Below are 23,431 nucleotides of genomic sequence, written 5' to 3'. Positions count from 1 at the left end.
ATGATTGCACTTCGGTCGCTTCACACACGCAATGGCGGGATATGTCGTACGCTCCCGTCGTGCTCCATGGGGAAGATGAGACCGAGGGTTCACGAGTGAGAACCACAGACCGCCCTGCGAACCCTGTTTCACCGCCCAGGCGCTCCCGCATCGGCGATGTCCGGATGCGGTCGATATATCGGGGGCTCGCCGTCGTGGCGGCCGTGGCGGTCGGCGCCACGGTGATCGTCCTGGCGCTCCCCTCCGGGCCGGACGAGGTCGTGGCGGGGCCGGTAACCGCGCCGCCGGCTGCACCCGCCTCGTCCGCACCCGCCTCCTCCGCGCCGGCCCCCACGCCGTCGGCATCCCTCACGCCGACGTCGCCCGCCACGCCGGCGTCCACGTCCGCGCCGACCCCGACGCCCTCGCCGGGCGCCTCGCTGGCGCCCGGCTACACCGCCATGCAGGCCCTCTACGCCGACCCGCGGGTGCCCCGCCTGACCGGCCGGACCAAGCGGATGGCCCTGCCCCGGCCGGCCCGGCGGCTGCTGAAGGACAGGCGCACCGGCCTGGCCGTGCCCCGGCTGGGCAAGCCGTGGAAGACGCACGGGGCGGCGCCGTTCACCAGCAAGCAGGTGCTGCCCGCGGCGCGCGGCGGCAAGCTGCGCGGCATGCTGGTGACCTGCCCGCTGCCGATCATGGAGCAGAAGTCGCCGCGCGACACGGCGCTGCTGGCCGCCCGCTGGACGCTCAACCACCACCCCAAGGGCTCCAAGATCAGTTGGCTCGCCTCACAACGGGTTAAAACCGGATGGATGCTCGTATACCGCGTTAAATACGGCAAACATTCCTCCCGGGCGGCCGTCGTCGTGATGGACGGGGGAATGAGCAAGCCGGGACTTGCGTTCGTCACAGTGCCTGACTCGCAGAGAAAGCGTTGGCGTGATATTGGCCGCGTGGTCTCAGGAGTGCGTGTTCTAGGCTAGAAAGATCATGTATGCGGCGATGTGGGGGAGTGACGCCGTGGAACGCTCTGGACCGCCGCAGGCACCGAACAAGGGCAAGGTCAAGCCGCCCTGGCGCTCGGAGGGCCTGCCCGGTTCGCCAGGCGGGCGGCCGAAGATCAACTGGTGGCGCTTCGTCGTCACCCTGCTCGTGGTGTACGCGGGCTTCTTCGTCGTCTCCTCCCTGGTCGACAACAACTCGGTCGAGACGATCTCCTACACCGAGTTCACCAAGCAGGTCGAGGCGAAGAACGTCAAGGACATCTACGCCCAGGGGCTGTCGGTCGAGGGCGACCTGAGGAGCGCGGCCAAGAACCCCGAGAGCAACGAGTCCTACACCAAGTTCCAGACCGAGATCCCCGCCTTCGCCAACACCGACCAGCTCGACCAGCAGCTCAAGTCGGCCCAGGTGGAGACCACGTCCAAGCCGCTGACCCGCGGCTTCTTCTCCAACCTGCTGCTGTCGCTGCTGCCCGTCCTGCTGCTGGCCGGCCTGTGGATCTGGATCATGCGCCGCGGCGCCAGCATGATGGGCGGCGGCCTGAGCGGGCTCGGCAAGTCCAAGGCCGCCAAGCCGGTCGAGGCCGCCAAGGTGCGCGTCACGTTCGACGACGTCGCCGGCATCGACGAGGTGGAGAACGAGCTCGTCGAGGTCGTCGACTACCTCAAGGACCCCGGCAAGTACCGCAGGCTGGGCGCCAAGCTGCCCAAGGGCGTGCTGCTCGCCGGTCCTCCCGGCACCGGCAAGACGCTGCTGGCCAGGGCCGTGGCGGGCGAGGCCAAGGTGCCGTACTTCTCGGCCAGCGCCTCGGAGTTCATCGAGATGATCGTCGGCGTGGGCGCCTCGCGCGTCCGCGACCTGTTCGAGGAGGCCCGCAAGGTCGCGCCCTCGATCGTGTTCATCGACGAGATCGACGCCATCGGACGGGCCCGCGGCGGCGCGGGCGGCATCGGCGGCCACGACGAGCGCGAGCAGACGCTGAACCAGATCCTCACCGAGATGGACGGCTTCTCCGGCGCCGAGGGCGTGATCGTCATCGGGGCCACCAACCGGCCCGAGATCCTCGACCCGGCGCTGCTGCGTCCCGGGCGCTTCGACCGTACGGTGCAGGTGGGCCTGCCCGACGCGGCCGGACGCACGGCCATCCTGGAGGTCCACTCGCGCGGCGTGCCGCTCGACGGCGAGGTCAGCCTCGACCGCATCGCCAAGACCACCCCCGGCATGACCGGCGCCGACCTGGCCAACCTGGTCAACGAGGCCGCACTCCTCGCCGCCAAGCGCGGCAAGGAGAAGGTCGACATGTCCGACTTCGCGGACGCGCTGGAGAAGCTCCAGCTCGGCGCGGCCCGCAGCATCGTGATGCCGGAGGAGGAGCGCACCCGCACCGCCTTCCACGAGGCCGGGCACGCCCTGCTCGGCATGCTCCAGCCCGGCGCCGACCCGGTCAGGAAGATCTCGATCATCCCCCGCGGCCGGGCGCTCGGCGTCACGCTGTCCACCCCCGACACCGACCGCTACGCCTACGACGAGCCGTACCTGCGCGGGCGCATCACCGGCGCGCTCGGCGGCATGGCGGCCGAGCAGGTCGTCTACGGCATCATCACCACCGGCGCCGAGAACGACCTCGAACAGGTCACCATGATCGCGCGCGGCATGGTGGGCCGCTGGGGCATGTCGGAGAAGATCGGCCCGCTGACCATCCTGCCCAACGACGGCTCCTCGCCGCAGGCGTCGCCGGCCACGCTGGCCACCGTCGACGAGGAGGCGCGGCGCATCGTGGACGAGTGCTACGAGCGCGCCGTCCAGGTGCTCACCGAGAACCGCGAACGGCTCGACGGCATCGTGGCGGCCCTGCTCGAACACGAGACGCTCGACGAGGCGAGCGCGTACGCCGCCGCCGGCCTGGCCAGCGGCAGCAAGCAGCCCGCCCTCGACTGACCCCCGGGAGACCCGCCTTTCCCGAGACTTAGGGGAACCCCGGCCTTGCCTCGATCACGGCCGGGGAACGTCCTCCCGCGACTCGGATCGGGGGACTGCCTTGACACTGAATGACGAGCTTCTCACCCAGCTCGGCGACTCAGGCGTAGACCAGATCGCCGGCATGCTCGGCACCGACACGGCCACGGCGCGCAAGGTCGTCGAGGCCGTGGCCGGCACCGTGATCGGCGGCATGGCCCGCAACGCCGAGCACCCCGACGGCGCAGAGGCCCTGCGCGGCGCCCTCGACGACCACGTCGACGCCGACCCCTTCAACGGCGACGTGGCCTCGCTGACCCGCGACGGCCACAGCATCCTCGGCCACGTCCTCGGCGGCCAGGGCACCGAACGGGCCGCGGCCGGCCTCTCGCAACTGGCCGGCGTCAGCTCCGGCACCATCATGCGGCTGCTCCCGCTCGTCGCCCCCATGGTCATGTCCCTCCTGGCCGGCCGCGCCGCCAAGGCCAACATGGACGCCTCCGCCCTCGCCGCCGACCTGCGCCAGGAGCACGCCTCGCTGCCCGGCGGCCTCGGCCACCTGCTCGACGGCCTGCTGAGCGGCATCTTCGGCGGCGCCGTCCCGGCCCAGGGCGGCCCGTACGACCCCGCCGACCGGCAGCCCGCGAGGGGCACCCCGAACCACGACTGGTGACCGCGCGGGCCTTCGGTAAGCTGGGACGGTGATCGTTCTGGCCTCTGCCTCGCCCACCCGCCTCACCGTGCTGCGCAATGCCGGCCTCGACCCCAAGGTGATCGTCTCCGGGGTCGACGAGGACGCCTTCACCGCACACTCGCCGGCGGCGCTCAGCCTCGTCCTGGCCAAGGCCAAGGCGGAGGCGGTCGCGAGCGGGCTGGAGGAGGGGCTGGTCATCGGCTGCGACTCGATCCTCGAAATCGACGGCCGCCCCTACGGCAAGCCCGGCACCCCCGAGGAGGCCGTCGAGCGCTGGCGCATCATGCGCGGGCGCACCGGCCGCCTGGTGACCGGCCACTGCGTGATCGACGTGCCGGCCGGCCGGCAGGCGGCCCAGGTGGCCACCACCGTGGTCCGCTTCGGCCAGCCGTCGCAGGAGGAGATCGCCGCCTACGTCGCCACCGGCGAGCCGCTCGGCCTGGCCGGCGGGTTCAGCATCGAGGGGCGCGGCGGCTGGTTCGTCGAGGGCATCGAGGGCGACCACGGCAACGTGCTCGGGGTGTCCCTGCCGCTGCTGCGCGAGCTGTTCGACGAGCTGGGTTACGCGGTCACGTCGTTCTGGCGCTAGCCTGCCGGGCATGCGATCTCTGCGCGACTTCGCCGCCGGCGTCGGCTTCTTCTTCCAGGGTCTCGGATGGGTGTCGCGGCACGGCCGGTGGTGGCTGTTCGGGCTGATCCCGGCGGTGATCGCATTCGCCGTCTACGTGGCGGCGCTGATCCTGCTCGGCACCCACGCGCGCGACCTGGCCGAGTTCTTCACCCCGTTCGCCGACTCGTGGAGCTGGGCCGACCTGTTCCGCACGCTGGTCGGCATCGCGCTCTTCCTCGGCGGGCTGGCGCTGGCGGTGCTGACGTTCACGGCGCTGACGCTGGCGATCGGCGAGCCGTTCTACGAACGGCTCTCGGCCGAGGCCGACCCGCTGCCCGGCGCGGTGGAGCAGCCGTGGTGGCGTACGCTGCCCCGCTCGATCAGGGACAGCCTGGTCACCCTGTTCTACGTGCTGCTGTTCACCGTGCCGCTGTTCTTCCTGGGGTTCGTGCCGGTGGTCGGCCAGACGGTGGTGCCCGTGGTCGGCGCCTTCGTCTCCGGCTTCTTCCTGACGGTCGAGCTGACCACGCTGGCCCTGGAACGCCGGGGGGTGGCCAGGAAGGAACGGTTCACGCTGCTGCGCCGGAACATGGCGACCACGCTGGGGTTCGGGGTGGTGGGGTTCCTGCTGTTCCTGGTGCCGTTCGTGGCGGTGGTGACGATGCCGGCCGCGGTGGCGGGCGCCGCCCTCCTCGTACGCGCCCGCATATCCCCCACCCAACCCCCCGACCCCACCCCCAACCCCACCCACCTAACCCCACCCGCCTAACCTCCCGCCCGCGCCCTCCCTCGGCCTGACCCCCACCCGCATGTCCCGCACCGGCGTGACCCCCACCCGCGCGCTCCCTTCCGGCCTGACCTCCACCCGCGTGACCTGCACCGGCGCGCTCCCCACACGCGCGCTCCCCACCGGCCTGCCCCTCACCCGCGTGCTCCCACGGGCCTGACCCCCACCCGCGGGCCCGCACCTGTGCCTGACCCCCACCCGGCGCCTGATCCTCACCTGCGGTTCCGCCCCCTGACCTGCCGGTTTGGCCCATCCCTTCGGTCGTCCACAGGGCAGGACGTCGGGGAGGTCGTCATCCACAGAACCGCGCTCGGGCGCTTTCGAAGCGTGCCTCCCCGGCACCCTTGACGCTCATGACGACCAACGCCCCGGCCCCCTGCCTCACGCTCACCAGCCCGGCCGACATCCTGGCCGCCGTCCCCTACCTGGTCGGCTTCCACCCCCACGACAGTCTGGTCGTGATCGGCCTCCACCGAGGCCAGGCCAAGGTGGCCGCGAGGTGGGACGTCCCGTTCCCCCGGGGCACCCTCGACCCCCTCACCGGCCTGCTGTCCCGTGAAGGCGTCACCGAGCTGGTCATCGTCGGCTACGGCAGCGGCGACACGGTCACGCCCGCCGTCGACGAGGCCAGGCTGCTGGCCGCCGCATCGGAGATCCGCGTGGGCGAGGCGCTGCGCGCCCACGAAGGCCGCTACTGGTCCTACGTCTGCGACCTGCCCCGGTGCTGCCCGCCCGAAGGCACCCCGTACGACCCGACCACCAGCCAGATCGCCGCCGAGGCCACCGTGCGCGGCCTGGTCGCCCTCCCCGACCGCCGCAGCCTCGAGCGCACGATCGCCCCCGCCGCCGGCCCTGTCCGCATGGCGATGCGCCAGGCCACCGCCACCGCCGTAGCCGAGGTCCGAACCCGCCTGGTGGCCGCCCCAGACCTGGACACCTTCGCCCGCGGCTACGTCGCCGAGGCCCTCGCCGAAGTCCGCGCGACCTTGACCGCCCACGCCGGCGGCGTCCGCCTCGACGACATCGCAGCCGCCCGGCTGGGCCTGGCCCTGACCGTGATCAGAGTCCGCGACGAAGCCTGGACCATGATGCGCGACGCCCACCTGCCCCTGTGGAAAGATCTCACCCGCCGCCTGGAGCCCCGCTTCGTCCCGCCGGCCGCCTCCCTGCTGGCCATGGCGGCCTGGCGCACGGGTGACAACATCCTGGCCACCATCGCCCTCGAACGCGCCCTCACCACCGATCCCCACTACTCGATGGCCAACCTCCTGATGCACGCCCTGCAGAGCCTGCTCTCACCCGCCGTCGTCCGCGGCCGCCTGCCCAGCCCCGCCGAGCTCGACACCGCCATGGGCTCGCCCAACGGGGGCTGGCTGATCCCCATGCTCGGCCTGCTCGACGACGTCCCGTCCCAGCCGGGGCCCGGCCCGCACCGGGGGGCGGGTGGGGGCGCATGAAGAAAGGGTGCCGGTGGCCTCCACCAGCACCCTTCCCGCCGGAACTACAGGCTGCCTTCTTCGCGGCGCCGGCGCTCGTTGTACGCCCGCATCCGAGGGGGGTAGCCCGTCAGCTGCACGTCGTACACCGGTAATGCCAGATCTCGGGCCACCTTGTGGATCACCGCGGGCGACCCGACCCGGCGCCTGGTCCACTCGCCGTCGTCGGCCACCGCCACGGCGGTCGTGTCGGTGGCGAACGTCTCAGGCTCGACGTAGAACTCGACGCCACGCCGCGAACGTGCGAAGGCGATGAGCGCTTCGATGTCGGCATCGGTCGCCTCGCGGTCGAACCGCGCGATCTTCTGCCCGCGCAGCCGACGGATACCGTAGCGGTCTCGCCATCTCATGGATCCTTTTTATACCGTCCGAAGCGCCGGTGTCGGGGATGATCTCGGGGACAGCTCGGGGTTTCTCCCGATGGCACGTCCGGCTCCGAGGACGCAGTATGAAGGTTGACTGCCGATTCCAAGGAGAGGCATGACCATCATGGCTGGGGTACCCAAGACCCCCGGGCCGGGACAGGTGCCGCCAGCTCATCTGCGCGTCACCCACCAGGACCGAGAGCACGTCGTCGAGCACGTCAAGGCCGCCTACGCGGAGGGCCGCTTCGACAAGCTGGAGTTCGACGACCGGCTGGAACGCGCGATGACCGCGCGTACGCACGGCGACCTGATGCCCATCATGAACGAGCTGTACGGGACGATGGCGGTGCCCAGACTCGCGCCGCCGATGCCCCGTCGGGTCCATCCGGAACGGCCTTCGGAGAGCAACGAACGCCTCCAGGCCGCCTTGGGCCACCTGCTGATCGCCATCGGGATCCCGGTGGTTGGCCCGTTGATCCTGCTGCTCACGGCGGCCAAGACGTCCCCGTACCTGCGGCGGCATGCGTTGGAAGCCCTGAACTTCCAGCTCACCGTGGTGGGGGCGACCTGCATCCTGCCCCTCACCGTCATCGGCGTCGTGCTGCTGCCGGTGATCTGGGTCGGCGCCGTCGTCCTGGGCATCGTCGGCGGCATCTCGGCCCTGGCCGAGAGCAGCTTCCGCTACCCCCTGACGGTCCGCCTGGTCAAGTAACGCCTCCTGTCGGGTTGGAGGAAACCGACTGCGGCGGAGGCTGACGAACAGACCCGCAGATTGCAGATTCGGGGGCCACGGATAGCGGAGGTCGGGGGGTCTCCGGAAGATGGATCGCGACATCCGAGGATCTGGATCAGGACCAAGCGCTGTCGGGGCTCAGGAAACTAGATCGGTCCCAAGGATGTCGGGGGGCGTCCATGAATGGCAGCGGGCCCGGGGCCCGGGACGCGCGTATTGGGACCAAGGGACGTCGGGGGACGTCCGGGGACATCGGGGGCGTCCCCGGGGTATCGCGGGTCCAGGAATTCGAGTCGGGGGCTTGATGGATCACGAGACCAGGGCCGCATCGAAGTATCCGGAAATGCGAAGGGGCAGGGGATCTCGAGTCGAGGGCCCCGAGGCGTTAGGGCCGCGACCGGAGAGCGTCCGAAGAGCGGGACCCGGGGATGGTGGGGGACATCTGGGGATGCCGGCCAGGTGCCCGGGGGCCGGAACTGTGGCGTTGCAACCGCGATCGGGGAACGAACCTGCGGGACGTCGGGGGACGTGACCGACGTCGGGAATGGCGGGGGATTGCGGACCCGAATCCGGCCCCGCGGTTTCGTAACCGAGGGACGTTAGGGGACGTCCGGGGACAGCGGGGGCGTTCCCGGGAGATCGGGGGCGGAGATTTGGGTTGGGGCCCGGGGTGTCACGGGACCAGGACCCACGTCGGGGTATCCGAGATGTCGAAAGACCGGGGATTCCGGGTCGGGGAGCCATCGAACCGCAGTATTGGGTCCGCGATCGGGAAGGCGTCCGGAGAGTGAGCCCCAGGGATGTCTGGGACCAGAACCAGTAACTCGACCACAGCTCTCGAACATCCTGGCCGCAGTCCTCTTGACATTCCAGGCCCCCAGCTCTCGGGCCTCAGCGCTCGCAGGGGTTTCGGTCGCAGCTTCCCGACGTCTCGGGTCCCGCTCCCCTGGACGCCCGACCCGGTTCCTTCGATCCCGATGTCGGGGTTCCAAGTCCTTGGCTCCACGGCCCTCCGATGGAGGCCGGCGATCGGAGCTGGGATGTCGGCAGTCAGGATCGGCGCATGTGCGGCATTCGTGGGCGCGGTGTTGAGGGAGGCCCGGCCCGCCCCCGGGGGACGAATGAGTGGGGGCGGGGCCGAGGGGAGGCCGGACGTCGTCAGCGGGCCAGGACTTCGTAGCGGACGGTCATCACGCCCGCGCCCAGGCTGCCGATCGCGTCGAACGCGGCCCTGGAGAGGTCGAGGCACCGGCCGCCCACGTACGGGCCGCGGTCGTTGATGCGTACGGTGACCGACGAGCCGTTGCGCGGGTTGATGACGCGGACGCGGCTGCCCAGCGGAAGGGTCTTGTGGGCGGCCGTCATGGCGGAGGGATTGAAGCGTTCGCCGCTGGCCGTCATCTGGGGCTCGCCGTAGTACGAGGCGCCACACGTCCCGGAGGACAGAACGCGAACCTTCGGCTTCGTGGCCCGGAGCTTGACCGGCTTGACGGTCTTGGTCGTCTTCTTCGCCGTGTCGGAGGCCGCCGCGTCGGACGAAGCCGTGTCGGAGGAGGCTGTGTCGGAGGCCGGCGTCTCGGTGGCGTCGGGGGCCTTCGGCGCGGGGTTGGCGCCGTGCGGAGAGTTCGGGACGCTCTTCGCGCTCGGCCCCGAAGCGGTGGAGGTCGAGGCGCTGGGGCTTGATGCCGTGGGAGCCGGGGTGGTGGTTCTGGCCTGGGAGACGTTGGCCGCGACCGGCGGGTTGGGGGCGCCGGTGGAGGTGGACGCCGTGGCGGCGTCCTTGGCGGCGGTGGTGCCGGGGGCGTCGTTGCCGACGGCGGCCCAGGCGGTGGTCGAGGCGGCGGCCACTACGGCGGCCCCAGCGGCGATGGCGGTCCAGCGGCGCTTGCCCGGGGAGAGCTTGCGGTCGTTGGGGGACGATTTGTGGGAGTGCTGGCCCAAGGTAAACCACGGTCCTAGCTAGGGGACAGGAAAGGGAAAGGCCAGGTCAAGGGGGGTGGGAGGCGTGTGACGGCCTGTCCGCCCGCAAGGGATGGGGGATCCGGCGGGCGAGGACGAACATATGCGACAAACAGCAGGTAAAGACAACTTAATGCGACATACAGTGATATATCTCACTTAAGGGCGCAAGAGGCCCAGAACGCCGAGCGTACGCCGAGGATCTTGGGGTTTCTGGAGAACGACAGAACTCGTCTAACCCCACGCCTCAGACCAACCCGACCCCAAGTCACAAACGCTCCAACCTGCCCCAAGGCCATAAACGGCCCCAACCGGACGTCAGACCGTGAGCGGCCCCACCGGACGTCAGACCGTGAGCGGCCCCACCGGACGTCAGGACCGTGAGTGGCCCAACCGGACGTCAGGCCGTGAGTGGCCCAACCGGACGTCAGGATGCGAGCGGCTCAACCGGGACGTCAGCTCGTGAACCGGCCAACCCTGCCCCAGGCCGCCAGCGGCTCAACCTGGACTCAGGGTGCGAGCGGCCCGAATGGATGTCAGGTCGTGATCGGGGGAGTTCAAGGAGTGTGTGCAGGGGGAACCGATGGGAGCGCCAGACGACCCCATTGCCTGCCTCCAGGTGCAGGTCTCTGGGGTTCGGGTGTGCGGTCTGGTAGGTGTGGGTGGGGTCAGAGCATGAGGGAGCGGACGGTGGCGACGGTGTCGGCGTCCTCGGGGCGTTTGTCCGGCCGGTAGCGCAGCACCCGGGCGAAGCGCAGCGCCATCCCTCCGGGGTAGCGCGGCGAACGCTGCACTCCGTCGAAGGCGATCTCCACGACCAGTTCGGGCCGCAGCTTGACCGCCCACTCGTCGGTGGGGCCGTCGGCGAGTTCGAGGAAGCGTTCGGTCTGCCAGGCCAGCAGCTCGTCGGTGAGCCCCTTGAACGTCTTGCCCAGCATGACGAACCCGCCCTCGGGGTCGCGCGCGCCCAGGTGGAGGTTGGACAGCTTGCCCTCGCGCCGTCCATGGCCCCACTCGGCCGCCAGGACCACCAGGTCGAGCGTGTGGCGGGGCTTGACCTTGATCCAGCCCGCGCCGCGCCGGCCGGCCGCGTACGGCGAGGACAGGGACTTCACCACCAGGCCCTCGTGGCCCGCCTTGACGACGTCGGTGAAGAACTTCTCCGCCTCGGCCACGTCAGCGGTGATCAGCCGCGGCGTCAGCAGGCCGGGCGGGACGGCGCCGGCCAGGGCCTCCTGGCGTTGCGAGTACGGCAGGTCGAGCAGGTCGGCGCCGTCGGCGCGCAGCGCGTCGAAGAAGAACACGCTGAGCGGGGTCTGCTCGCGCAGCCTGGCGACGTCGGTCTTGCTGGAGACGCGGCTCGCGGTCACCTGGAAGGGGTGGGGACGCCCGTCCGGCCGCAGCGCGAGGACCTCGCCGTCGAGCACCAGGTCGGCGGAGTCGAGCCCGAGCACCGCCTCGACCAGCTCGGGGACCTGCGCGGTGATGTCGTCGAGGGTGCGGGTGAAGACCCGCACCTGCGTGCCCGAGCGGTGGGCCTGCACGCGTACGCCGTCGAGCTTCCACTCCAGGGACGCGGGCGAGCCGGCCTTCTCCAGCGCGGCGGCCACGTTGGGCGCGCTGCCGGCGAGCATGGGGGAGACCGGCCGCCCCACCTCCAGCTTGAACGCGTGCAGCGCCGCCACGCCGCCGGTCAGCGCCGCCGCGCCCACGGCGGGCAACCAGCCGCGCAGGGTGAGCGCCCGCCGCACGTCGGCCGACGGCGCGCCGGACGCCTTGGCCAGCGCTTCGATCATGACGCCGTCGAGGGCGCCCTGGCGCAGCTCGCCGTTGAGCAGCCTGCGCATGAACTGCTGCTCCTGGCTGGTCAGCCCGGCGAACAGCTCGGCGACCAGCGCTCTGCGCGCCGCCTGCGAGCCGGGGCCGGAGACGGCCTTGATGCGGGTCAGCAGCGCGTCGACGGTCGTGAGGGTGGCGGTGGCGGCGAGTTTGGGCTGCGGGACGTCCTCCAGCGAGCGCCAGCCCACGCCGATCTGGCGCTGCGGCAGGTCGCCCGACAGGTAGGCGATGGCGATCTCCGCCTCGTCCGGGCCGACCCGGGCGAGCAGCTCGGCCAGATGCCCGACCTTGCCCAGCCGTGCGGAGGTGCGCGTCACCGCGTCGGAGGTCCGGACCACGTCGATCAGAAGCACACCGCTATCGTGCCTCACCACGCCGACATTTCCCCACCCGATATGTGCCGGGTTTTCCAAAGCAGGGGTAGCCGGGCGGGCCACCGTCGGCGGCCCGCCCGTGCCCGGTCTAGCTGACGCCGAGCAGGTCGACCACGAAGATCAGCGTCTCGCCGCCCTTGATGCGCGGCGGCGCGCCGCGGTCGCCGTAACCGAGGTGCGGCGGGATGACGAGCTTGCGACGGCCGCCGACCTTCATCCCGGCGACCCCGCGGTCCCAGCCCGCGATGACGCGGCCGCCCCCGAGCGGGAACTCGAACGCCTGGCCGCGGTTCCACGACGCGTCGAACTCCTCCCCGGACGAGAACGAGACGCCCACGTAGTGGACGCTGACGTTGTGGCCCGGCTTGGCCTCGGGGCCAGTGCCTTCGACGAGGTCGACGATCTCCAGGTCGGCGGGCGGGTTGCCCTCGGGGAAGTCGATCTCGGGCTTCTCGAGTGCCACGAATGTGCTCCTGTTGACGATGACAATAACCCGACGACTCTATGCCGTCGGGGTACGGCCGTCGTTCATGGCCGCCCTTTCTCCCGGCGCCGGGCCGCTCGGCGGGCGCGTCGCCGGGGGGCGCCGGCGCCGGTGGGTGGGCGTCACCAGCTCTGGTGCAGCGGCATGCCCTCCGCGTAGCCGGAGGAGCTCTGGATGCCGATGACGGCCTGCTGGTGGAACTCCTCCAGGTTGGCCGCGCCCGCGTACGTGCACGACGACCGCAGGCCCGCGACGATCCCGTCGATCTGGTCCTCCACGCTGGGCCGCTTGGGGTCGAGGTACATGCGCGAGGTCGAGATGCCCTCCTCGAACAGCGCCTTCCTGGCCCGGTCGTAGGCGGAGTCCTCGGCCGTCCTGAGCCGCACGGCGCGGGAGGAGGCCATGCCGAAGTTCTCCTTGTACTTGCGCCCGTCGGCGTCGGTGCGGGCGTCGCCGGGCGACTCGTACGTGCCGGCGAACCACGAGCCGATCATCACGTTGGACGCCCCGGCCGCCAGCGCCAGGGCCACGTCACGGGGGTGCCGGACGCCGCCGTCCGCCCAGACGTGCCTGCCGAGCCGGCGGGCCTCGGCCGAGCATTCGAGCACCGCCGAGAACTGCGGACGCCCGACGCCGGTCATCATCCGCGTGGTGCACATGGCGCCCGGGCCCACGCCGACCTTGAGGATGTCGGCCCCGGCCTCGACCAGGTCGCGCACGCCCTCGGCGGTCACCACGTTGCCAGCCGCGACCGGCACGCCGGGGTCGAGCGCCCGGACGGCGCGCAGGGCGGCGATCATCTTCTCCTGGTGGCCGTGGGCGGTGTCCACGACCAGGCAGTCGGCCCCGGCCTCCAGCAGCTCCTTGGCCTTGGCGGCGACGTCGCCGTTCACGCCGACGGCCGCGGCGATGCGCAGGCGGCCCTGGGCGTCGAGCGCGGGCTGGTAGAGCGTGGCCCGCAGCGCGCCCGTGCGGGTGAGGATGCCGACCAGCCGGCCCTCGTCGTCCACGATGGGCGCCAGGCGGTGGCGGCCCTCGTGCAGGCGGTCGAAGGCGGCGCGCGGGTCGAGCCCGGCGGGCAGCGTCAGCAGCTCGCTCGACATGACCTCCGACAGCTGCGTGTACATGTCCACGCCCTGGCAGTCGGCCTCGGTCACCACGCCGACGGGGCGGTTGTCCCAGTCGACGACGATGACCGCGTTGTGGGCGCGCTTGGGCAGCAGTTGCAGCGCCTCGCCCACGGTGTCGTGCGGGGTGAGGGTGAGCGGCGTGTCGTGGACCAGGTCGCGCTTCTTGACCCAGTCGACCACGTCGGCGACGACGTCGAGCGGGATGTCCTGGGGGATCACGGTGATCCCGCCGCGGCGGGCCACGGTCTCGGCCATGCGGCGGCCGGCGACCGCGGTCATGTTGGCGACGACGACGGGGATCGTGGTGCCCGTGCCGTCGTTCGTGGAGAGGTCGACCGCGAGCCGCGATCCGACCGAGGAGCGCGACGGCACCATGAACACGTCGCTGTAAGTCAAATCGTAACGAGGCTCTTGGTCGTTGAGAAACTTCACGTTCATCCATCTTATGGGGTGACAGGGCTAACAAGGGGTTTCCCCCGTTCTCCGGGGCTTATGATCGGCCGGGGACACATTTGGGGGAGGTAAGTCGTGGACATCGTCGAACGGGCCGAGCTGACCGTCGTGGGCTTCGCCGTACGCACGACGAACGCCGACGAGGCGGATCCGGCGCGGGCCGCGCTGCCCACGCTGTGGCAGCGGGCGGGCGCGCCGGGGGCCTTCGCGCACGTGCCGGGCCGCATCGACGAGAACCTCTACGCGGTCCTGACCGACTACGAGAGCGACCACACCGGCGCCTACACGCAGATCGTCGGCATCGGCGTGCGCACGGTGCCGCGCCTGCCCGAGGGCATGGTGGCGGTGCGCGTGCCGGCCGCCAAGTCGCTCAGGCTGGAGGCCCGCGGGCCGCTGCCGCAGGCGCTGATCGAGGCGTGGCAGCAGGTGTGGCAGCACACCGAGTCGGGCGGCCAGCCCTCCCGCGCCTTCACCACGGACCTGGAGGTCCATCACTTCGGCGGCGCCGACCTCTACGTGGCCGTCTAGGCCCCGGAAGTCACAGGCCGGGCGTCACAGGCCGAGCGCTTCGGCCGCCGCCGCGACGGCCGTCGGCTTGACCTCCTCCAGGGGGAGGCCGGCGTACTCGACCGTGCAGTCGGCCATGCCGCCGAGCGCCAGCGTGGCGCGGATCTGCTGGGCCTGCGTGAGGTCGGGGCCGAGCAGCAGGGCGATCAGCTCGCGCCGCCATTCGAACATGCGCCGGCCCAGGTCGAGGTAGGCCAGGATCGAGATGTCGCGGACCATCATCCCGGTCACGTCCCGGTGGCGCCACATGAGCTCGAAGTAGTCGTCGAGCAGCGCGCGCGGGTCGCCGGGCTCCTGCCTGGCGGTGAAGCGCTCGAAGTCCTCCACCAGCGGCTGCACGATGCTGCGCACCAGGTCGTCGCGCGAGGCGAAGTGGTAGTAGAGCGCGGGCTTGGTGATGCCCAGCCGGTCGGAGATCTGGCGCAGGCTGGTGTTCTGCACGCCCTGCTCGGCGAACAGCTCGCGGGCCACCGCCTGGATGCGGGACTTGGTGTCACTGGGCATGGCTGAAGTTTATCCCTTACCTACCGTTAAGTAAGGACGCGTGCTAGCGTGGACTTACCTACCGTTAAGTAAGGAGGGGGCCATGAAGGTCCTCATCTCGGGAGCCAGCGTCACCGGGCCGGTGCTGGCGTACTGGCTGACCAGGTACGGCTTCGAGGTCACGGTCGTCGAACGCGCCCCCGCGCTCAGGAAGTCGGGCGGCCACGCGGTGGACCTGTTCCGGCCCGCCATGGACATCGTCGAGAAGATGGGCCTCCTGGAGCCCGTCATGGCGAAGAAGACCGGCACCGACTGGCTCAGGATCCACCGCGAGGGCCGGGCGCGGCCCGTGGAGCTGGAGCTGCGCCGCATCCTCACCGCCGTCTCCGACCGGCACGTCGAGATCATGCGCGACGACCTGAGCGAGGTCTTTCACGAGGCCACCCGGCACGACGCCGCCTACGTCTTCGGCGACTCCATCGCCTCGATCTCCGAGGACGGCGAGGTGCGCTTCGACAGCGGCCGGCAGGACCGCTTCGACCTGGTGATCGGCGCCGACGGCCTGCATTCCAACGTGCGCCGCCTGACCTTCGGCCCCGAGGAGCGCTTCGCCACCTGGATCGGCGCCTACCTGGCCGTCGCGTCCGTCCCGAACTTCCTGGGCCTCGACGGCCGGATGGAGGCCATGGCGGGCGAGGGCTACATGGCCGCCGTCTACAGCGCCGCGCACATGGACGACGCCAGGGCCGGTTTCCTGTTCAGGACGCCGGAGCCGCTCGACTACCACTACCGGGACGTGGCACGGCAGAAGGAGCTGCTGCGCGAGCGGTTCGGCGGCCTCGGCTGGCAGGTTCCCAGGATCCTGGACGAGGTGGACCGCGCGTCCGTCTTCTACTTCGACTCCATCACCCAGCTCAGGCTCGACTCCTGGTCGCGCGGCCGGGTGACGCTGGCCGGCGACGCCGGCTACTGCCCGGGGCCGGCCGTGGGCGGCAGCACGAGCCTGGCGGTCGTGGGGGCGTACGTGCTGGCGGGCGAGCTGGCCGCGCACGGCGGCGACCACCGCACGGCCTACCCCGCCTACGAGGCCGAGATCGGCGAGTACGTGCGCCGCAGCCGCGCCTTCGCCCGCCGCGCGGCCAGGGGGATCGTCCCGGGGAGCCGCTTCGACGTGTGGGCGCTCGCCCAGGGCGTCCGGCTGGTCGGCCACCTGCCGGTCGCCCTCACCAGGGCCGCGACCAAGACCAGCGGCAAGGGCGTGCGCCTGCACGACTCGATCCGGCTCAAGGACTACGCCGCCCACGCGCGACCGGCGACGTCCCGCCCCTGACGAAGGCTCAGGCCAGCACGCCCTGCTCCCGCAGCTTCTCCGCCTCCGCCGCCGGCAGCCCCCACGCGGACAGGTCCGTGAGGCGGGTGGCGGGCGACAGGTCCGGGGCCGGCGCGCCGAGCAGGCGCGGCGCGGGCGCCGGCTGGGTCACGCCGCCGACCTCGGCGAACGTGCCCCGGGCGACGTTGTGCGGGTGCCGCGCGGCCTCGGCCATGGACAGGACGGGCGAGACGCAGGCGTCCGAGCCCTCGAACAGGGCCTCCCACTCGGCACGGGTGCGCTTGGCGAACTCCTCGGCCAGCCGGGCCTTGAGCGCGGGCCACTGCGTCCTGTCGTTGCGGTCGGGCAGGCCGGTCAGGCCCATCAGGTTCACCATGGCGTCCCAGAACTGCGGTTCGAGCGAGCCGACGGCCAGGAAGCCGCCGTCGGCGGTCTCGTAGGTGTCGTACTGGGGGGCGCCGGTGTCGAGCAGGTTGGTGCCCCGCGGGCCCCAGAAGCCGCTCTGGGCGGCCTGGTAGAACATCGAGAACAGCAGGGCGGCGCCGTCCACCATGGCGGCGTCGATCACCCGGCCCTTGCCGGTGCGCTCGCGTTCGAACAGGGCCAGCAGCACGCCGTAGGCGAGCATGAGGCCGCCGCCGGCGAAGTCGCCGAGGATGTTGATCGGCGGGGTGGGCTTGCCGCCCTCGCGGCCGAGCATCGACAGCACGCCGGAGATCGCGATGTAGTCTATGTCGTGGCCGGCGGTGGGGGCGAGCGGGCCGTCCTGGCCCCAGCCGGTCATCCGGCCGTAGACCAGCCGCTCGTTCACCGCGTGCAGGTCGGCGGGGCCGATGCCGAGCCGTTCGGCGACGCCGGGACGGAAGACCTCGATCACCGCGTCGGCGTTGCGGGCCAGCTCCTTGAAGGCGGCCACGCCCTCGGGTGACTTCAGGTCCAGGCCGATCGTCTGCTTGCCGCGGTCCATGACGTCCGTACGAGGTCGGTCGGAGACGGCCTGCACCCGGTCGACCCGCAGCACCTCGGCGCCGTGGTCGGCCAGCATCATCCCGGCGAACGGCCCGGGGGCCAGCCCCGCGAGCTCCAGCACGCGCACTCCGGCCAGCGGGCCGCCACTACCCTTCGACATGGACATCTCCTCGACAGTCGCACCGGCAAACGATCGGCTGCCGGGCTCCGAACCTGCCTCAGTAGAACAACATTCGGCAAGTCGTGGCAAGCGGCCTTTTGCGTCCTTCCCGCGAACTCGTGGGAGGTATGGGAAACTTGCCCACTGTTCGGGTGGTCTACAGATCGCCGGCGTCCAGCGGCTGTCTGCAGCAGGCGCTCGCGCCGCTACAGGGGTAGGACATGGTTTCGGAGAGCAACCGGCTTGTCGCCAGGCGCTACCAGTTACTGCGCGAACTGGGCCGCGGGGGTATGGGCGTCGTCTGGGAGGGCTACGACACGCTGCTCAACCGGCAGGTGGCCATCAAGGAGGTGCTGCTGCCCGAGGGGCTGTCGCCGGGCGAGCAGGAGCGCCACCTCATGCGCACGGCCCGCGAGGCCCGTACGGCGGCCAAGCTCAACCACCCCTCCGTGGTCGCGGTCTACGACGTGGTCGAGGAGGGCGGCCGGCCCTGGATCGTCATGGAGCTGGTCGCACATCCCTCGCTCGAAGAGGTCGTGGCCACCTCGGGGGCCCTGCCCGTACGGCAGGCGGCCGACGTGGGCCGCCAGGTGCTGTCGGCGCTCAGGGCCGCCCACGAGGCCGGGATCCTGCACAGAGACGTCAAGCCCGCCAACATCCTGCTCGCCGACGACGGCCGCGCGGTGCTGATGGACTTCGGCATCGCCACGGTCGAGGGCGACGCCTCGCTGACCAGGACGGGCATGGTGACCGGCTCGCCCAGCTTCCTGGCCCCCGAACGGGTGCGCGCGGACGAGGCGGGACCGCCCTCCGACCTGTGGTCGCTCGGCGCGACGCTGTTCGCCGCGATGGTCGGCCGCTCGCCCTTCGACCGCGGCGAGGCCATGGCGACGATCAACGCGCTGCTCAACGAGGAGCCCGACTACCGGCGCATCCCGCCGATCATGCATCCGATCCTGAAGGGCCTGCTGCGCAAGGAGCCCGCCGACCGGGTGGACGCCGAGGAGGCCGACCGGCTGCTCGCGGCCATCGAGGTGGCGGCCAAGCCCGCCTACACCGACCTGCCGGAGAAGAAGCCGGGCAGCGGGCGCGGGCGGGCCGTGCTGGCCGTGGCCGCCGCCGCCGTCGTGGTCGTCGCGGGCGGCGCGGTCGCCTACTTCAAGCTCGCCACGCCCGCCGAGGGCGCCCCGCGCACCGCCCAGCCGGCCGCCGCGGCCAGCCCGCTGAGCCCGTCCCCCTCGCAGCAGCCCACGACGAGCCGGACCCCGTCGGCGACCCCCACGCCGACCGTGCGGCGGGTGCGCCCGCTCGTACGGGCGTGGACCTCGCGGGAGGGCTGGTCGATCCTGCGCCCGATCGGCTGGCGGGGCGCGCTGCGCGAGTCCGTCACCGAGTGGACGCGCCGCGACGGCAACGCCCACCTCGGCGTGGAGGCCCTGTACTCCAGCCTCGACGCCAACCAGATCCTGCGCGACTCGGAGGAGACGCTGCGGCAGCAGGGCCAGGAGGTGATCAGCCGCGGCCGCCGCGTGGTCGAGCACCGGGGCGTCAAGGCGGTCGAGTGGGAGTTCTCCTGGACCGCCGCCAGCGCCGCCGGCACCCGCTGGATCAGGCCGGGCATGACCTACCACGAGGTGCGCCGCGCGGTGGTGTCCGGCGAGACGGCCTACATCCTGTCCTGGACCGTCGCCCAGGACCAGTGGCTGCGCAACAGGGGACTGATGCGACAGGTGATCGACAGCTTTACTGTGAAGGCATGAGCCCCTGGAACCTGCTCGCCCTGCCGCCGCTCCCCGAGGAGGCGACGCGCGGCCTGCTCGCCCCGCTCGGCGACCGGGTGACGGTCCGCGTGCCCGCCACCCGCGACCGGGCCGGGCTGCTGGCCGCGCTGCCCGGGGCCGAGATCGTGCTCGGCGACTGGACCTCCACGCTCGTGCTCGACGCCGAGGCGGTCAAGCACGCGCCCGCGCTGGCCTTCGTGCAGCAGCCGTCGGTGGGCGTCGACGGCCACGACCTGGCCGCCCTGGCCGAGGCCGGGGTGCCGCTGGCCAACACGCCGGGCGTCAGCGCCGTCGCGGTGTCGGAGTGGTGCCTGGCCGCCACGCTGTCGCTGTCGAGGCGGCTGGGGGCCGCCGACGCCGCCGTCCGCGCGGGGGAGTGGCCGCAGCAGGGCCTGCGCCCGCGCGAGCTGAGCGGCCGCCGGGTCGGCGTCGTCGGGTACGGCCCGATCGGCGAGAACTGCGTGCGCCTGTTCGGCGCCCTGGGCTGCGAGGTCTCCTACTGGACCAGGTCCCCGCGGCAGGCGCCCGGCCGCGCCGACCTGGAGACGCTGGTGGCCGGCAGCGACGTGCTGGTCGTGGTGATCGCGCTGTCGGAGGAGACCCGCGGGCTGATCGACCCGCGCCGCATGAAGCAGGGCGCGCTGCTGGTCAACGCGGCCAGGGGCGGCGTCGTCGACCAGGCGGCGCTGGTCGCCGCGCTGCGTGACGGGCACCTCGGCGGGGCCGCGCTCGACGTGTTCGACACCGAGCCGCTGCCCGCCGGCGACCCGCTGCGCGATCTGCCGGACGTGCTGCTGTCCCCGCACGCCGCCGGGGTGACGCCTGAGGCGACGACGCGCCTGCTCACGGCCGTGCTGGACAACCTCACGGCGGCACTGGAGGGACGAGAGGTGCGTGCCGTGCTCAATGGTGTCTCACCCCAGGTCCGACGTAGATTTCCGCATTTGCCTGCCATATAGGCGTTTCACCTGGCACGATGAACAGTTTTCGTGTCTTTAACGACCCCGGTCTGTTCGAGCCGGGCCGCGGGAGATACGGTCTTACGGACGATCTCTACCAGCTCAAGGGGGTGCTTCCGTGACGACGACGATGTCGACACACCAACGGGCAGTAGAGCAGATCCGGCAGTCCTACGCCGAGATCCCCGGCGACGCCGCTCCCCGGTTGGCCAAGTCCACGTCCAACCTGTTCAGGTTCCGTGACGGAGGCAGGACGGCCAAGCTGTCGGCCAGAGACCTCGACGAGGTCATCAGCGTGGACCCGGCGACGATGACGGCCGAGGTCCAGGGCATGACCACGTACGAGCACCTCGTCGAGGCCACGCTGCCGCACGGGCTCATGCCGTACGTGGTGCCGCAGCTCAAGACGATCACGCTCGGCGGCGCCGTCACCGGCCTCGGCATCGAGTCGACCAGCTTCCGGGACGGCCTGCCGCACGAGTCGGTGGAGGAGCTGGAGATCCTCACCGGCGACGGCCGCATCATCGTGGCCCGTGACGACAACGAGCACCAGGATCTGTTCCGCGCCTTCCCCAACTCCTACGGCACGCTCGGCTACGCCCTGCGCATCCGGATCAAGCTCCGCAAGGTCCAGCCGTACGTGCACCTGACGCACATCAGGTTCACCGACGCGGCCAAGTGCATGCTCGCCATGCAGGAGATCTGCGACAGCATGGTGCACGACGGCGAGCAGGTCGACTTCGTGGACGGCGTCTTCTTCGACCCGGAGGAGATGTACATCACGCTCGGCCGCTTCGCCGACCGCGCGCCCTACGTCTCCGACTACACCGGCATGCGCATCTACTACCAGTCGATCAGGCAGCGCAGCCGCGACTGGCTGAGCATCCACGACTACCTGTGGCGCTGGGACACCGACTGGTTCTGGTGCTCGCGGGCGTTCGGCGTGCAGCAGCCGGTGGTCCGCTCGCTGATGCCGCGCCGCTGGATGCGCTCCGACGTCTACCGCAAGCTCGTCGCCCTCGACCGGCGGACCGGCCTGACCGCCCGCATCGACCGCTGGCGCGACCAGCCCGTCCAGGAGTCGGTCATCCAGGACGTCGAGGTGCCGATCGAGCGCGGCGCGCAGTTCCTGGAGTTCTTCCACGACAAGGTGGGCATGACCCCCGTCTGGATGTGCCCGCTGCGGGCGAGCTCCCAATGGCCGCTGTACCCGCTGGAGCCGGGGAAGCTCTACGTCAACTTCGGCTTCTGGGGCATGGTCCCGCTGCCGCGCGGCCAGTTCGACGGCTACTACAACAGGCTCATCGAGGACTCGGTACACGAGCTGGACGGCCACAAGTCGCTCTACTCGACCTCCTTCTACGCCCGTGAGCAGTTCTGGGAGCTGTACAACGGTGATGCTTATTGGCCGGTCAAGCGGGAATACGACCCGAACGGTCGCCTGCTGGACCTGTACGAAAAGTGTGTACGGGGAAGGTGAGCATGGCTCTCGCAAGCATCTTTGAGAAGATCGTCGGCTCTGACGCGAACATCTCGTTCATGGCCTACGACGGCAGCAAGGCCGGTCCCGACGGCGCCGACCTCGGTCTTGAGGTCAAGTCGCCCATCGCGGTGGCCTACCTGGCGCAGGCCCCCGGGGAACTGGGCCTGGCCAGGGCGTACATCTCGGGCCACATCGACGTGCACGGCGACCTTTACACCCTGCTCGACCGCATGTGGAACATCACCACCAACGACCTGACCGCGGGCGAGAAGCTCGCCGCCGTACGGTCGCTGGGCGTCAAGCCGCTGCTCATGCGGGTGCCGCCGCCCCCGCAGGAGGTGCGCCAGAGCGCCCTGGCCCGGCTCGGCTCGCGGCACGCCAAGCAGCGTGACGCCGAGGCGATCCACCACCACTACGACGTGTCCAACCGGTTCTACCGGTGGGTGCTGGGGCCGTCCATGGCCTACACGTGCGCGACCTTCCCCGAGGAGGGCGCGACGCTGGAGGAGGCCCAGTACACGAAGTTCGACCTGGTGGCCAGGAAGCTCGACCTCAAGCCGGGCATGCGCCTGCTCGACGTCGGCTGCGGCTGGGGCGGCATGGTCATCCACGCTGCCAAGCACTACGGCGTCAAGGCGCTGGGCGTGACGCTGAGCCGTCAGCAGGCCGAGTGGGCCCAGAAGGCGATCGCCGACGCGGGCCTCCAGGACCTCGCCGAGGTGCGCTTCATGGACTACCGCGACGTGCGGGAGACCGGCTTCGACGCGGTCAGCTCCATCGGCCTGACCGAGCACATCGGCAAGGACAACGTCCCGTCGTACTTCGAGTTCCTCTACGGCAAGCTCAAGCCCGGCGGCCGGCTGCTCAACCACTGCATCACCCGTCCGACGGGCAAGGAGAAGACGTTCAACAAGGGCGGTTTCATCAACCGCTACGTCTTCCCCGACGGCGAGCTGGAGTCGGTGGGCTGGCTGATCAGGCAGATGGAGGACATCGGCTTCGAGATCCGCCACGAGGAGAACCTGCGCGAGCACTACGCCAAGACCCTGCGCCACTGGTGCGACAACCTCGACGCCAACTGGGACGAGGCCGTCCAGGAGGTCGGGATGGGCACGGCCAGGGTGTGGGCCCTGTACATGGCGGGCTGCATCGTGGGCTTCGAGCGCAACAAGGTCCAGCTGCACCAGGTGCTGGGCGTCAAGCTCGACGACGACGGCCGGTCCGGCGTGCAGCTCCGCCCGGCGGTCAACTGGCCGTGACGCTCAGGAGAGGGCCCGCCGCCCTCTCCTGACGGGCTCGTCCGCACCCCGCAGGTGGCGCGCAGGTCGCGGAGCACGGGCAGCAGCGCGTCGGGGATCGGCTCGTACACGTCCCGGATCCTAGACGCCCCCCGGCCGGGTCCCTGAACGGCGCTTGGCATCGCCCGGCGTAGCGTGGTCTCACGGTCGAGAGGGAGGGGCGGACGGTGACGGCTGGGAACAAGGTCCGGGTGCGCCGGGTCTACGAGGAGCCCGCGCCGGACGACGGCGCCCGGGTGCTGGTCGACCGGCTGTGGCCGCGCGGGCTGGCCAAGGCCGACGCCCACCTCGACGAATGGTGCAAACAGGTCGCTCCCTCCACCGAGCTGCGCACCTGGTACAAGCACGACCCCGACCGGTTCGCGGAGTTCGGCCACCGCTACCGGGACGAGCTGGCCGAGCCGGAGCGGGCCGAGGCGGTGGCCCACCTGCGCGAGCTCGCCGGGAAGGGCCCGCTGACCCTGCTCACCGCCACCAGGCAGCCCGAGATCAGCGAGGCCGCGGTGCTCGCCGAACTGCTCAACGCCTGACCCCCGC

General features: G+C 71.1%; 21 protein-coding genes. 14 read left to right on the top strand and 7 right to left on the bottom strand.

Annotated elements, in window-relative coordinates; translation table 11 throughout:
- Window positions 1-164 precede the first annotated feature (164 nt).
- The 6 genes from ACIBST_RS36375 (at window position 165) to ACIBST_RS36350 (ending at window position 6,488) form a co-directional block, all read left to right on the top strand.
- Window positions 165-965, top strand: coding sequence for a hypothetical protein (locus ACIBST_RS36375; protein ID WP_397178112.1), 801 nt, complete (start codon window positions 165-167; stop codon window positions 963-965).
- A 37-nt stretch (window positions 966-1,002) separates the two neighbouring features.
- On the top strand, window positions 1,003-2,922 hold the full coding sequence (gene ftsH / locus ACIBST_RS36370) for an ATP-dependent zinc metalloprotease FtsH (protein WP_397178111.1): 1,920 nt from the start codon (window positions 1,003-1,005) through the stop codon (window positions 2,920-2,922).
- 100 nt (window positions 2,923-3,022) lie between these two features.
- Window positions 3,023-3,613, top strand: a complete 591-nt coding sequence (locus tag ACIBST_RS36365) for a DUF937 domain-containing protein (protein ID WP_397178110.1) — start codon at window positions 3,023-3,025, stop codon at window positions 3,611-3,613.
- A 28-nt stretch (window positions 3,614-3,641) separates the two neighbouring features.
- Entirely contained in the window at window positions 3,642-4,223 is a 582-nt protein-coding gene (locus tag ACIBST_RS36360) for a Maf family protein (RefSeq protein WP_397178109.1), read from the top strand.
- A gap of 10 nt (window positions 4,224-4,233) precedes the next feature.
- Entirely contained in the window at window positions 4,234-5,013 is a 780-nt protein-coding gene (locus tag ACIBST_RS36355; protein ID WP_397178108.1) for an EI24 domain-containing protein, read from the top strand.
- Window positions 5,014-5,384: 371 nt separating this feature from the next.
- On the top strand, window positions 5,385-6,488 hold the full coding sequence (locus ACIBST_RS36350; RefSeq protein ID WP_397178107.1) for a DUF4192 domain-containing protein: 1,104 nt from the start codon (window positions 5,385-5,387) through the stop codon (window positions 6,486-6,488).
- Between the two features lie 44 nt (window positions 6,489-6,532).
- Here the strand turns inward: ACIBST_RS36350 and ACIBST_RS36345 are convergent, their stop codons facing one another.
- Window positions 6,533-6,877 (bottom strand): hypothetical protein, encoded by a 345-nt coding sequence (locus tag ACIBST_RS36345; RefSeq protein ID WP_352327808.1) that lies wholly within the window; start codon window positions 6,875-6,877, stop codon window positions 6,533-6,535.
- Window positions 6,878-7,007: 130 nt separating this feature from the next.
- Between ACIBST_RS36345 and ACIBST_RS36340 the strand changes: the two genes are divergently transcribed.
- Complete coding sequence (locus ACIBST_RS36340; RefSeq protein ID WP_397178106.1) at window positions 7,008-7,604, top strand: DUF1707 and DUF4870 domain-containing protein; 597 nt, start codon at window positions 7,008-7,010, stop codon at window positions 7,602-7,604.
- Between the two features lie 1,179 nt (window positions 7,605-8,783).
- Here the strand turns inward: ACIBST_RS36340 and ACIBST_RS36335 are convergent.
- From ACIBST_RS36335 to ACIBST_RS36320, 4 genes are all read right to left on the bottom strand, one after another.
- Window positions 8,784-9,566 carry a septal ring lytic transglycosylase RlpA family protein gene (locus ACIBST_RS36335; protein ID WP_397178105.1) on the bottom strand — a complete coding sequence of 261 codons (783 nt, stop codon included), beginning with the start codon at window positions 9,564-9,566 and terminating at the stop codon, window positions 8,784-8,786.
- A gap of 686 nt (window positions 9,567-10,252) precedes the next feature.
- Window positions 10,253-11,776 carry an ATP-dependent DNA ligase gene (locus tag ACIBST_RS36330; RefSeq protein ID WP_397178104.1) on the bottom strand — a complete coding sequence of 508 codons (1,524 nt, stop codon included), beginning with the start codon at window positions 11,774-11,776 and terminating at the stop codon, window positions 10,253-10,255.
- Between the two features lie 109 nt (window positions 11,777-11,885).
- On the bottom strand, window positions 11,886-12,260 hold the full coding sequence (locus tag ACIBST_RS36325) for an FKBP-type peptidyl-prolyl cis-trans isomerase (RefSeq protein WP_352357863.1): 375 nt from the start codon (window positions 12,258-12,260) through the stop codon (window positions 11,886-11,888).
- Between the two features lie 143 nt (window positions 12,261-12,403).
- A complete protein-coding gene (locus ACIBST_RS36320) occupies window positions 12,404-13,843 on the bottom strand; it encodes a GuaB1 family IMP dehydrogenase-related protein (protein WP_397178103.1) in 1,440 nt (479 codons plus the stop codon).
- Between the two features lie 96 nt (window positions 13,844-13,939).
- On the opposite strand from ACIBST_RS36320, the gene ACIBST_RS36315 reads away from it, so the two are divergent.
- A complete protein-coding gene (locus tag ACIBST_RS36315; RefSeq protein ID WP_397178102.1) occupies window positions 13,940-14,392 on the top strand; it encodes a GyrI-like domain-containing protein in 453 nt (150 codons plus the stop codon).
- A gap of 24 nt (window positions 14,393-14,416) precedes the next feature.
- Here the strand turns inward: ACIBST_RS36315 and ACIBST_RS36310 are convergent, their stop codons facing one another.
- Window positions 14,417-14,935 (bottom strand): TetR/AcrR family transcriptional regulator, encoded by a 519-nt coding sequence (locus tag ACIBST_RS36310; protein ID WP_397178101.1) that lies wholly within the window; start codon window positions 14,933-14,935, stop codon window positions 14,417-14,419.
- 82 nt (window positions 14,936-15,017) lie between these two features.
- On the opposite strand from ACIBST_RS36310, the gene ACIBST_RS36305 reads away from it, so the two are divergent.
- Window positions 15,018-16,244: an FAD-dependent monooxygenase gene (locus ACIBST_RS36305; protein WP_397178100.1), complete on the top strand. Its 1,227-nt coding sequence runs from the start codon at window positions 15,018-15,020 to the stop codon at window positions 16,242-16,244.
- Between the two features lie 7 nt (window positions 16,245-16,251).
- Here the strand turns inward: ACIBST_RS36305 and ACIBST_RS36300 are convergent, their stop codons facing one another.
- Entirely contained in the window at window positions 16,252-17,373 is a 1,122-nt protein-coding gene (locus ACIBST_RS36300; RefSeq protein WP_397178099.1) for a CaiB/BaiF CoA transferase family protein, read from the bottom strand.
- A gap of 221 nt (window positions 17,374-17,594) precedes the next feature.
- Here ACIBST_RS36300 and ACIBST_RS36295 point away from each other — a divergent pair, with 221 nt between their 5' ends.
- The 5 genes from ACIBST_RS36295 (at window position 17,595) to ACIBST_RS36275 (ending at window position 23,424) form a co-directional block, all read left to right on the top strand.
- Complete coding sequence (locus ACIBST_RS36295; RefSeq protein WP_397178098.1) at window positions 17,595-19,133, top strand: protein kinase; 1,539 nt, start codon at window positions 17,595-17,597, stop codon at window positions 19,131-19,133.
- A complete protein-coding gene (locus ACIBST_RS36290) occupies window positions 19,130-20,113 on the top strand; it encodes an NAD(P)-dependent oxidoreductase (RefSeq protein WP_397178097.1) in 984 nt (327 codons plus the stop codon). Before ACIBST_RS36295 ends, ACIBST_RS36290 begins: the two co-directional genes overlap by 4 nt.
- 130 nt (window positions 20,114-20,243) lie before the next feature.
- Window positions 20,244-21,593 carry an FAD-binding oxidoreductase gene (locus tag ACIBST_RS36285; RefSeq protein ID WP_397178096.1) on the top strand — a complete coding sequence of 450 codons (1,350 nt, stop codon included), beginning with the start codon at window positions 20,244-20,246 and terminating at the stop codon, window positions 21,591-21,593.
- Between the two features lie 2 nt (window positions 21,594-21,595).
- A complete protein-coding gene (locus ACIBST_RS36280) occupies window positions 21,596-22,855 on the top strand; it encodes a class I SAM-dependent methyltransferase (RefSeq protein WP_397178095.1) in 1,260 nt (419 codons plus the stop codon).
- A 206-nt stretch (window positions 22,856-23,061) separates the two neighbouring features.
- The gene (locus ACIBST_RS36275; protein ID WP_397178094.1) at window positions 23,062-23,424 is read left to right on the top strand and encodes a DUF488 domain-containing protein; all 363 of its coding nucleotides are present in this window, start codon (window positions 23,062-23,064) and stop codon (window positions 23,422-23,424) included.
- Window positions 23,425-23,431: the final 7 nt, after the last annotated feature.

This window comes from Nonomuraea sp. NPDC049684 (genome assembly GCF_044465345.1).
In the GTDB taxonomy this organism is placed as follows: Bacteria; Actinomycetota; Actinomycetes; order Streptosporangiales; family Streptosporangiaceae; genus Nonomuraea.
This window is presented reverse-complemented; position numbering and strand designations above follow the sequence as displayed.

What these genes read in the sequence shown, in the direction of transcription:
- ACIBST_RS36280 (WP_397178095.1), top strand. Translation starts at nt 21,596, where the DNA reads ATGGCTCTCGCAAGCATCTTTGAGAAGATCGTCGGCTCTGACGCGAAC.
- ACIBST_RS36305 (WP_397178100.1), top strand. Translation starts at nt 15,018, where the DNA reads ATGAAGGTCCTCATCTCGGGAGCCAGCGTCACCGGGCCGGTGCTGGCG.
- ACIBST_RS36345 (WP_352327808.1), bottom strand. Translation starts at nt 6,877, where the DNA reads ATGAGATGGCGAGACCGCTACGGTATCCGTCGGCTGCGCGGGCAGAAG.
- ACIBST_RS36310 (WP_397178101.1), bottom strand. Translation starts at nt 14,935, where the DNA reads ATGCCCAGTGACACCAAGTCCCGCATCCAGGCGGTGGCCCGCGAGCTG.
- ACIBST_RS36355 (WP_397178108.1), top strand. Translation starts at nt 4,234, where the DNA reads ATGCGATCTCTGCGCGACTTCGCCGCCGGCGTCGGCTTCTTCTTCCAG.
- ACIBST_RS36290 (WP_397178097.1), top strand. Translation starts at nt 19,130, where the DNA reads ATGAGCCCCTGGAACCTGCTCGCCCTGCCGCCGCTCCCCGAGGAGGCG.
- ACIBST_RS36350 (WP_397178107.1), top strand. Translation starts at nt 5,385, where the DNA reads ATGACGACCAACGCCCCGGCCCCCTGCCTCACGCTCACCAGCCCGGCC.
- ACIBST_RS36340 (WP_397178106.1), top strand. Translation starts at nt 7,008, where the DNA reads ATGACCATCATGGCTGGGGTACCCAAGACCCCCGGGCCGGGACAGGTG.
- ACIBST_RS36300 (WP_397178099.1), bottom strand. Translation starts at nt 17,373, where the DNA reads ATGTCGAAGGGTAGTGGCGGCCCGCTGGCCGGAGTGCGCGTGCTGGAG.
- ACIBST_RS36285 (WP_397178096.1), top strand. Translation starts at nt 20,244, where the DNA reads ATGTCGACACACCAACGGGCAGTAGAGCAGATCCGGCAGTCCTACGCC.
- ACIBST_RS36295 (WP_397178098.1), top strand. Translation starts at nt 17,595, where the DNA reads ATGGTTTCGGAGAGCAACCGGCTTGTCGCCAGGCGCTACCAGTTACTG.
- ACIBST_RS36375 (WP_397178112.1), top strand. Translation starts at nt 165, where the DNA reads ATGCGGTCGATATATCGGGGGCTCGCCGTCGTGGCGGCCGTGGCGGTC.